The sequence below is a fragment of the Nonomuraea sp. NPDC005730 genome (assembly GCF_040630865.1).
Lineage (GTDB): Bacteria > Actinomycetota > Actinomycetes > Streptosporangiales > Streptosporangiaceae > Nonomuraea.
This window is the reverse complement of sequence record NZ_JBEXYK010000010.1, coordinates 200,013-207,975: the sequence shown is the minus strand read 5'-3', so window position 1 is coordinate 207,975 and position 7,963 is coordinate 200,013. Positions and strand designations below refer to the sequence as shown.

Sequence of the window (7,963 nt, the reverse complement as noted above, 5' to 3'; positions counted from 1 at the left end):
TTGGGAAGATCACCCGTTCTACCGGATCTCCGTTCTCATGTCTTGATCACCGCAGGGCTAGACGATCCAGCCCCAGCCCTAACTAACCGGCATTGCCGCTAGAGGGCCGGCGGCGGGGAGCAGAGGAGGAATCGACGCGGCATGGGCGTCACCCTAGCCGCCGCCCGCCGCGAAAGCAGCGGGATTTCACGGCTTGCGGGCCACGCCTCCCAGCAGCAGCTCTTCCCAGGGGGCCAGCGGGCCGGGCAGCCGCTCGTCGGGGTGCCATTCGGGGAAGTGCACCACCCCGGGCTCCACCAGCACGAGCCCGTCGAAGTACGCCTCGATCGCCGGGCGGTCGCGGAAGTGGCCGGTGCCCATGGTGGCCTGGAGCAGCGTCTCCAGGGCCTTGGCCTTGGGGTTGCCGGAGGCGAACATGTTGGAGACGGCCAGGTGGCTGCCGGGGGCGAGTTCGGCGACGTACCGCCGGACCAGGCCGTGGGGGTCGTCGGCGTCGGGGAACAGGTGCAGCAGGCCGATGGCCAGCAGGGCGGTGGGCTGGTCGAGGTCGATCAGGCGGCCCAGCTCGGGGTGGCCGAGCACGGCGTCGACGTCGCGGGCGTCGGCGGTGATCGCGGTGGCGTCGGGGTTGCCGCTCAGGATCGCGCGGGCGTGCGGCTCGACCATGGGGTCGATGTCCACGTAGACCACCCTGGTACGGGGGGCGGCGAACTGGGCGACCTCGTGCGTGTTCTCGATCGTCGGCAGGCCGGCGCCGAGGTCGATGATCTGCCTGATGCCCGCCTCGCGGACGAGGAAGTCGACGATCCGGCCGATGAAGGCCCGGTTGCACCAGACGAGGTCGACCACCTCGGGCACGGCGTCCTTGAGCCGGCGCGCCACCGAGCGGTCGACGGAGAAGTTCTCCACGCCGCCGAGCAGGCAGTCGTGCACGCGGGCCACGCTGGGACGCGTGACGTCGACGCCCGGAGGGACCCACTCCTGCGCCTCGCCGACGGTCATCCGGCCCCCTTTCCAGTTCGTGACGCGGATCGTATCCGCCGCCACCGACGCTTTGTCGGGGGTTTACCGGAGTCTGTCCGGGTAGCGGGAGTCTTGCCCGAGAAAAGACGGAAGAAGAGAGGAAGAGAGCCCAATGGAGCTCTGGAACTATCGTCCTGACGTCTATGACCGTGGTCAGAGTCTGGATCTCGTGGGGTACCACGTCCAGGCGACCGACGGGAAGATCGGGTCCGTCGACGAGGCGACGTACGAGGTCGGCGAGAGCTACATCATCGTCGACACCGGTCCCTGGATCTTCGGCAAGAAGGTCATGCTGCCGGCGCAGGTCGTCACGCGCATCGACCCTCAGGAGCGCAACGTGCACGTCGCGCGCACCAAGGCCGAGATCAAGGACGCGCCCGAGTTCGACGAGGGCAGGTACAAGGAGTCCGAGTACCGCACGCGGCTGGGTGATTACTACGGCCGCTACGGCGGGTGACCCTCGCAGTCTGTCCTGGAGGGAGGGCCGCGTCCGGACAGGGCGCGGCCCTCCGCCCGTTCCGGGCCGCCCCATCAGGGCCACCGGGTCAGGGCCACCGGCTCTCGCCGCTGGCCACCACCGGCTCGCTCAGCACGCCCAGCCGCTCCAGCAGCGTCACGAACGTCGTCGCGTACGGCGAGTCCGCCGTCACCGCCACCACCCGCGGCCAGTCCACCTGCTCGCGCAGCGCCCGCACCTGGGCCAGCAGTGACCCGTAGTCGCAGGCGTGCTCCGACAGCGGCAGCAGCCACGAGATGACCAGGTCGGTGGCCTCCAGCACGGGCACGATCACCGCCGACGCCTTCAGCGGCTCGGCCCGGTTCAGCAGTTCCTCGGTGATGTCGTGGTCGGAGACCCGGAAGATCAGATCGACCAGCCGCCCCTCGTCGTACGCCTTGACCAGCCAGTCCTCCGGCGGTTTGGCGGTCTCGAAGCCCAGCCCGCGCAGGGCTTCCAGGGCGGCGGGCACGTCGTGCTCGGTGAGGACGAAGTCCACGTCGTGCAGGGAGGGGGCGGCCCCTCTGGCGTAAGCCGCGCAGCCGCCGGCCAGCGCGAACTTCACCCCGGCGTCCTTCAGCCCGGAGCTGGCGCGCTTCAACGTGTCAAGGATGGCGTCAGTGACCGCATGACCATGGCTGCTCATGGTTCCGGGCTACCCTCACGATCGTCATGTAGACGTTGCGAACAGCCCAAGAGACAGCCCGGGAGACGGGCGTAGAGGCAGGGGTTGAGGGTAGCGCCACACCCTATGACCGAGATGCTGGAGAAGACGGAACGGGCCTACGGCAACGGGCATGATCGTCCGCTGGGCGGCTACCTGGGCATCCTCGCCACGTACGGGGCGGGTGTGGCCGGTGCGGCGGCGGCCGCCGTGCTCACCAAGAGGAAGCTGCCCGAACGGGTCGGCGTCCTCGACATCGCGCTCATGGCGGCCTGCACGCACAAGGTCTCCCGGCGCCTGGCCAAGGACCCGGTCATGAGCCCCCTGCGGGCGCCCTTCACCAGGTACGAGGGCCAGGGCGGCCCGTCCGAGGTCCAGGAGGAGCCGCGCGGGCCGATGGGCGAGCTGCTGGCCTGCCCGTTCTGCCTGGCCCAGTGGGCGGCCACCGCGTACGCCGTCGGCCTGGTCTTCGCCCCCAGGGTGACCAGGCTCGTCGGCGCCACGATGACCGCGGTGGCCATCTCCGACTGGCTGCAGCTCGGGTACGCCAAGCTGATGAAGTCGGCCGACTAGCGCACCCTCCGGTACGCCGAGCTGATGAAGTCGGCCGGTCAGCGCACCCTCGGGAGCACCTCGCGCTCGTAGAAGTCGAAGAACGCGTCCTGCTCCGTGCCGATCTGGTTGACGTAGACCTCGTCGAACCCCGCGTCCACGTACTCCTTGAGCGCCCGCGCGTGGACCTCGGGGTCGGGGCCGACCGGGCTGCCGCCCACGGCCTCGTCCTCGGTGACCGACTCGGCGAGCTGCTCGAAGTGGCGCGGCAGCGGCAGGATCTGCGACGCCTCCCCCTTGATCCCCTGCGTGGGCCACAGGCGGTGAACGGTCTTGCGCGCGGTGGCCTCGTCGGCGGCGTAGCAGGCCTTGAGCCCGCCGAGCGCCGGTCTGCCCGCGCCGCCCGCCTCGCGGAACCGCGTGACCGACTCGGCGTCCGGCGCGGTGGAGATGTAACCGTCGGCCAGCCGGCCGGCCAGCGTCGTCGACTTCTCGCCGAACCCCGACATCAGGATGGGCACCGGCTCGTCGGGCAGCGTGTAGAGCCGGGCCGTGTCCACGCGGTAGTGGGCGCCCCGGTGGGTCACCAGCTTGCCGGTGAACAGCTCGCGCATCAGCCCGACGGCCTCTTCGAGCATCTCCAGGCGTTCGCTGAGCGGGGGCCAGCGCGACTCGACGACGTGCTCGTTCAGCGCCTCGCCGGTGCCCACGCCCAGCCGGAAGCGTCCGCCGGTGAGCGCCCCGGTGGTGGCGGCGGCCTGCGCGACGACGACCGGGTGCGTACGGATGAGGGGGCAGGTGACGGCTGTGGTGATGGGCAGGGAGGTCGCCTCGGCCAGCGCGCCCAGCACGGACCAGACGAAGGGCGCCTGGCCCTGCTCGTCCAGCCAGGGGTGGAAGTGGTCGGAGATCCACAGAGCCTCGAAACCGGCGCGTTCGGCGGCTTTGGCCTGACGTACCAGTTCTTTGGGTCCGTGTTCCTCGCACGACAAGAAATAGCCGAATGTCGTCATGAATCACCACCTGCCCGTTACGGCGGAGGAAAACATGTTACGGAGTCGCGCGTGGGGGCAGTTGCACTCACATGGCTACTTTGCTTTGGATCATCGCCGTAATCCTCGTCATCTCCGGAATCTACGTGATTCTGGCCCGGCGCGACCTCCTCTGGGGGATCGTGCTCATCGTCCTCGGCTTCCTCGTGGGGCCGGGTGGGGTCAGTATCTTCAATGTGTAGGGCGCACGCCGCCCCGCACTCCGTCCGTGACAACCCGCTGGGCCGAACCTCGAGAACGGCCCAGCGGACCCCCTAGTTTTGCCGAAATATCAGCACCACCAGCCCTCAATCCCGATTGATCGGGCATGGGGAGCGAGTGAGCAGATTCCCGCCGTTCAGCCGCTACGAGATGAACGCGGCTTCGGCACGGGTCCGTGAGCAACTTGTTCACGTACGCCGCCACCTGCGTACCCAGGCCATCCTCGACGAGGCCACGGCCCGCCTGGCCACCCGGCTCAACATCCGCCCAGGCGAGGCCGCCGAGCAACTCGCCAGGATGGCCCAGCACAGCGGTCTGGAGCTGATCGAGGTCGCCAAGGGCATCGAACGGCCGTCCGAGCAGGTGCTCGAACGGCCCGAGGTGCCCGAGTGGGTACGCGGCATGCTGGCGGGGGTGCACGCCTCGGCCCTCTTCCTCACCCCCGCCCGTGACGACGCGGGCCGCGTCGTCGACTTCCTCGTCCTGGCCGCGAACAGGCACGCCAGGACCCCCGCCGGACGCACGGCCGACGAGCTGGCCGGACGCCGGCTGCTCGAGGTCAGCCCCGGCGTGGCCAGTTCTGGCCTGCTGGACGACTACATCGCCGTGTACGAGTCGGGCGAGTCCCTGCACCACATGCCGCTGGAGTTCGTCGAGGCCATGGACTACCGGCTGTGGCCGGCGACCCTGAGCGTGCGCGCCGCGCGCGTGGACGAGGGCCTGCTGGTGAGCTGGCGCATCCTCGACGACGAGGAGCTGCTGGTCTCGGGCTGGGAACGCGCCCAGCGCCTGGCCGAGCTGGGCTGGGGGGAGTGGAACCTGGCGACCGAGCGCACTCTGTGGACACCGCAGATGTACGAGATGTTCGGCCGCGCCCGCGCCGACGGCCCGATGCCCCTGGAGGAGTTGCCCGGCGTGGTGGTCGCCGAGGACCTCCCGGTCATGGACGAGCAGATCCGCACGCTGCTGGAGTTCCGCGAGGCCGTGGAGAACGAGTTCCGCATCCAGCACCGGCACGGCGTGCGCCACCTGTGCGTCTACAGCGAGCCGATCCTCGACGAGGACGGCATGCCGGTCAAGGTCCGCTGCCTGGTCCAGGACGTCACCAAGAACCGTCGCAGGGAACGCGCGCTGGCCGTGGCGCACGAGCAGGCGACCAAGGAGAAGGAACGGGCCGAGCAGGAGCACCGGATCACCGTCCAGCTCCAGAACACGATCCTGCCGATCCGCCGGGGCCTCATCCCGCTGCCGGGGCTCGCCGTCGGCGTGCGCTACCTGCCCAGCGAGGACCTGGCCAGGCTCGGTGGCGACTGGTTCAAGGCCCGGCTGATCACCGACGGCCGCGTGCTGCTGGCCATCGGCGACGCCATGGGCCACGGCCTGACCGCGGCGAGCATCATGCTGCAGATGCGCTCCGGGCTGGCCGGCCTGGCGTACACCGGCGCTCCCGCCGGTCAGCTCGCCACCTGGCTGAACGACCTCATCGTGCACTCCAACGAGGACGTCACGGTCACCGGTACCGCGATCATCGGCCACTTCGACCCCGAGCGGCGCACGTTCGCCTGGACCAACGCCGGGCACCTCGCGCCCGTCCTGATCAGGGACGGCCGCGGGCGGGCCGTCGAGGGGGCCACCGGCACGCTGCTGGGGGCGTTCGACGCGGCCGAGTACGACATGACCGTCACCCAGCTCGAACCCGGCGACACCCTGCTCATGTACACCGACGGCGTCGTGGAGCGGCGCGGCCAGGACCTGGACACCGGCATCGCCGCGCTTCTGCGGGCCTCGCACGCGTGCGTGGGGGACGATCCCGAGCAGATGATCGACTGCCTGCTGCGGCGGCTCGGCGCCGACGACTCCACCGACGACGTGTGCGTGATCGCCGTACGCGTGTTGTGACGCCCTCCTGCGGGGTCAGTCGTCGTAGTCGTTGCCGGGCTCCTCCAGGCAGTAGACGCCGTACGCCCTGCCGAGGACGGGCAGGGCGACGTTGCGCACCCGGATGCCGCCCGAGGTCGTGCCCTTCTCCGTGCCCTTGTGGGCGTGCCCGTGCAGGATGAGGTCGGCGCCCGCCGTGTCCACCGCCTCGGCCAGCAGGTAGCTGCCGAGGAAGGGATAGATCTCCAGCGGCTCGCCCTCCAGCGTCTCCTTGATCGGGGAGTAGTGGGACAGCACCACGCGCTGGTCGGCCACGAGCTCCTTCAGCGCGACCTTCCACGCCTCGGCGATGTAGCGCGTGTGGGAGATGAAGTTCTTGATCTCGCGCTCGCCGAACTCGCTGGCGCTCTTGCCGGCGAACCCGCCGCCGAACCCCTTGCCGCCGACCACGCCCAGCTTCCGGTCACCGCACTGGATCACCGCGCCGTCGTCGTCGAGCACGATGACGCCGGCGTCGCGCAGCTCGGCGGCGATCTCGTACTGCAGGTCGGAGTGGTAGTCGTGGTTGCCCAGCACCGCCACGGTGGGGATGGGCAGGCCGCGCAGCTCGTCGGCCACGACCCGGCCCTCCTCCAGCGTGCCGTGCCGGGTGAGGTCTCCCGCGACCATGAACACGTCGGCACGTTCCTCGATGCCCTCAAGCCTGCGCCGGTACTGGCCTCTGACGTCCTCGCCCAGGTGGATGTCGCCCACCGCCGCGATTCGCAGGTCAGTCAAGATGCTCATCCTCCCCCGGCGCCGAGACGTCGACCACGCGTATCTCGTTGTGCAGGTGCAGCTGGGGCGCGATCTCCCGCGCCACCTGGCCGAGCCTGTCGCGCTGCTCGGCTCCGCTCACCTGGCCACGCAGGAACAACTGGTCGCCGCGGACGTCGACCCGGATGCCCAGCTCGTGCGTGCGTCCGTCCTCGGCCAGCGCCTGTTGGACGCGGGCCGCGACGTACTGCGGAGCTTCCATCTCTTGCCTCCTTCTATTGTCGCCGCATGCCCGGGGATTAACGGCTCAAACGGCGCGAATAAGGTCTATAACGGCCCGTTCCACCGTCCCGTGGGTGGCGAGCTGCCCGTAATCGGCGTCCGCTCCGAGTTCGGTGAGGGCCGCGGCGATCGTCCTGTCCTGGTCGTACGCCTCCACCACCCGCGGGTCCACGTACGACGCCCGCGCCACGGTCGGCGTGTTGCCCAGATACTCGGCCACCTCCCGCATCACCCGGGTGACCGCCCGCTTCCTGGCGGTGCCGCTCCCCCGGGCGTGCTTGGAGACCGCCAGGCCCACGGCGGCCAGGACGGTCGCGTGCCAGGTGCGGAAGTCCTTGGCGGTGACCTCGCAGCCGACCAGTTCGCGCAGGTAGTCGTTGATGTCCTCGCTCCTGACGTCGCCCCAGCCGCCTTCCGGGCGGCGGTAGCGGAGCAACTCGCCCTCCGCGCCGAGCGCCTTGAGCGAACGCAGCACCGTGCAGGCGCCGGGATCGGCCACCACGACCTCGCGGGAGATGTCCCCCTTGGCCTGGTAGGCACAGGTCACGACGCCGTTGCTGCAGGTCACGTGGTCCATGCGCAGGGTGGCCAGGCCGTAGGTGTCGTAGCTCTCGCCGCCGATCCTGAAGAAGCCGACGTCCAGCAGGCGGGCGGCGGCGGCCAGCACCCGGTCCCTGGTCAGGCCGCGGCCCTTGAGGCGGTCGTCCACGGCCTTGCGGAACGCGGGCAGGCGCTCGGCCACCTCCAGCACGTGGTCGAACTTCGCCTTGTCCTGCTGCTCGCGCCAGAGGTCGTGGTAGCGGTACTGCCTGCGTCCGGCCGCGTCCACGCCGACGGCCTGGAGGTGGCCGTACGGGGAGGGGCAGATCCACACGTCCTTCCACGCCGGGGGGATGACGAGCGACCTGATGCGCTCCAGCGTCGCCCTGTCGCGCACCGGCCGCCCGTCCGGTCCTTCGTAGCTGAACCCGCGCCCGCGACGGCGCCTGGCGATCCCCGGCTCACTCTGGTCACTGGGATGTAGCTCGGGCACGCAGGGCGGCTACCCAGCACGTTAGG

Annotated in this window: 10 protein-coding genes; 4 read left to right on the top strand and 6 right to left on the bottom strand. The window is 70.1% G+C overall.

Annotation, left to right across the window (positions count from 1 at the left end):
• Positions 1-186: 186 nt before the first annotated feature.
• Positions 187-1,002: an SAM-dependent methyltransferase gene (locus ABZ444_RS16285; protein WP_357996697.1), complete on the bottom strand. Its 816-nt coding sequence runs from the start codon at positions 1,000-1,002 to the stop codon at positions 187-189.
• Positions 1,003-1,192: 190 nt separating this feature from the next.
• Here ABZ444_RS16285 and ABZ444_RS16280 point away from each other — a divergent pair, with 190 nt between their 5' ends.
• Positions 1,193-1,480 carry a PRC-barrel domain containing protein gene (locus ABZ444_RS16280; RefSeq protein WP_357996694.1) on the top strand — a complete coding sequence of 96 codons (288 nt, stop codon included), beginning with the start codon at positions 1,193-1,195 and terminating at the stop codon, positions 1,478-1,480.
• 88 nt (positions 1,481-1,568) lie between these two features.
• Here ABZ444_RS16280 and ABZ444_RS16275 read toward each other — a convergent pair whose 3' ends face one another.
• Positions 1,569-2,120, bottom strand: coding sequence for a nucleotidyltransferase (locus tag ABZ444_RS16275; protein ID WP_357996691.1), 552 nt, complete (start codon positions 2,118-2,120; stop codon positions 1,569-1,571).
• A 150-nt stretch (positions 2,121-2,270) separates the two neighbouring features.
• On the opposite strand from ABZ444_RS16275, the gene ABZ444_RS16270 reads away from it, so the two are divergent.
• Positions 2,271-2,756: a DUF1360 domain-containing protein gene (locus tag ABZ444_RS16270; RefSeq protein WP_357978663.1), complete on the top strand. Its 486-nt coding sequence runs from the start codon at positions 2,271-2,273 to the stop codon at positions 2,754-2,756.
• 38 nt (positions 2,757-2,794) lie between these two features.
• Here the strand turns inward: ABZ444_RS16270 and ABZ444_RS16265 are convergent, their stop codons facing one another.
• Complete coding sequence (locus ABZ444_RS16265; protein WP_357996688.1) at positions 2,795-3,748, bottom strand: TIGR03557 family F420-dependent LLM class oxidoreductase; 954 nt, start codon at positions 3,746-3,748, stop codon at positions 2,795-2,797.
• Positions 3,749-3,819: 71 nt separating this feature from the next.
• On the opposite strand from ABZ444_RS16265, the gene ABZ444_RS16260 reads away from it, so the two are divergent.
• Both ABZ444_RS16260 and ABZ444_RS16255 read left to right on the top strand, forming a co-directional pair.
• Positions 3,820-3,969: a GPGG-motif small membrane protein gene (locus ABZ444_RS16260; RefSeq protein WP_165959640.1), complete on the top strand. Its 150-nt coding sequence runs from the start codon at positions 3,820-3,822 to the stop codon at positions 3,967-3,969.
• A gap of 136 nt (positions 3,970-4,105) precedes the next feature.
• On the top strand, positions 4,106-5,887 hold the full coding sequence (locus tag ABZ444_RS16255; protein ID WP_357996685.1) for a SpoIIE family protein phosphatase: 1,782 nt from the start codon (positions 4,106-4,108) through the stop codon (positions 5,885-5,887).
• A 15-nt stretch (positions 5,888-5,902) separates the two neighbouring features.
• Here ABZ444_RS16255 and ABZ444_RS16250 read toward each other — a convergent pair whose 3' ends face one another.
• Genes ABZ444_RS16250 through ABZ444_RS16240 form a run of 3 tightly spaced genes read right to left on the bottom strand, consistent with a single transcriptional unit; the run spans position 5,903 to position 7,937 of the window.
• Complete coding sequence (locus tag ABZ444_RS16250) at positions 5,903-6,643, bottom strand: metallophosphoesterase (RefSeq protein WP_357972829.1); 741 nt, start codon at positions 6,641-6,643, stop codon at positions 5,903-5,905.
• Positions 6,636-6,884, bottom strand: coding sequence for a BON domain-containing protein (locus ABZ444_RS16245; RefSeq protein WP_357972832.1), 249 nt, complete (start codon positions 6,882-6,884; stop codon positions 6,636-6,638). The genes ABZ444_RS16250 and ABZ444_RS16245 overlap by 8 nt, the downstream gene beginning before the upstream one ends.
• A gap of 45 nt (positions 6,885-6,929) precedes the next feature.
• Positions 6,930-7,937: a DNA topoisomerase IB gene (locus ABZ444_RS16240; RefSeq protein ID WP_357996682.1), complete on the bottom strand. Its 1,008-nt coding sequence runs from the start codon at positions 7,935-7,937 to the stop codon at positions 6,930-6,932.
• Positions 7,938-7,963 lie beyond the last annotated feature (26 nt).

Coding starts and splice junctions, on each gene's coding strand:
- ABZ444_RS16285 (WP_357996697.1), bottom strand. CDS start 1,002: ATGACCGTCGGCGAGGCGCAGGAGTGGGTCCCTCCGGGCGTCGACGTC.
- ABZ444_RS16270 (WP_357978663.1), top strand. CDS start 2,271: ATGACCGAGATGCTGGAGAAGACGGAACGGGCCTACGGCAACGGGCAT.
- ABZ444_RS16265 (WP_357996688.1), bottom strand. CDS start 3,748: ATGACGACATTCGGCTATTTCTTGTCGTGCGAGGAACACGGACCCAAA.
- ABZ444_RS16260 (WP_165959640.1), top strand. CDS start 3,820: ATGGCTACTTTGCTTTGGATCATCGCCGTAATCCTCGTCATCTCCGGA.
- ABZ444_RS16245 (WP_357972832.1), bottom strand. CDS start 6,884: ATGGAAGCTCCGCAGTACGTCGCGGCCCGCGTCCAACAGGCGCTGGCC.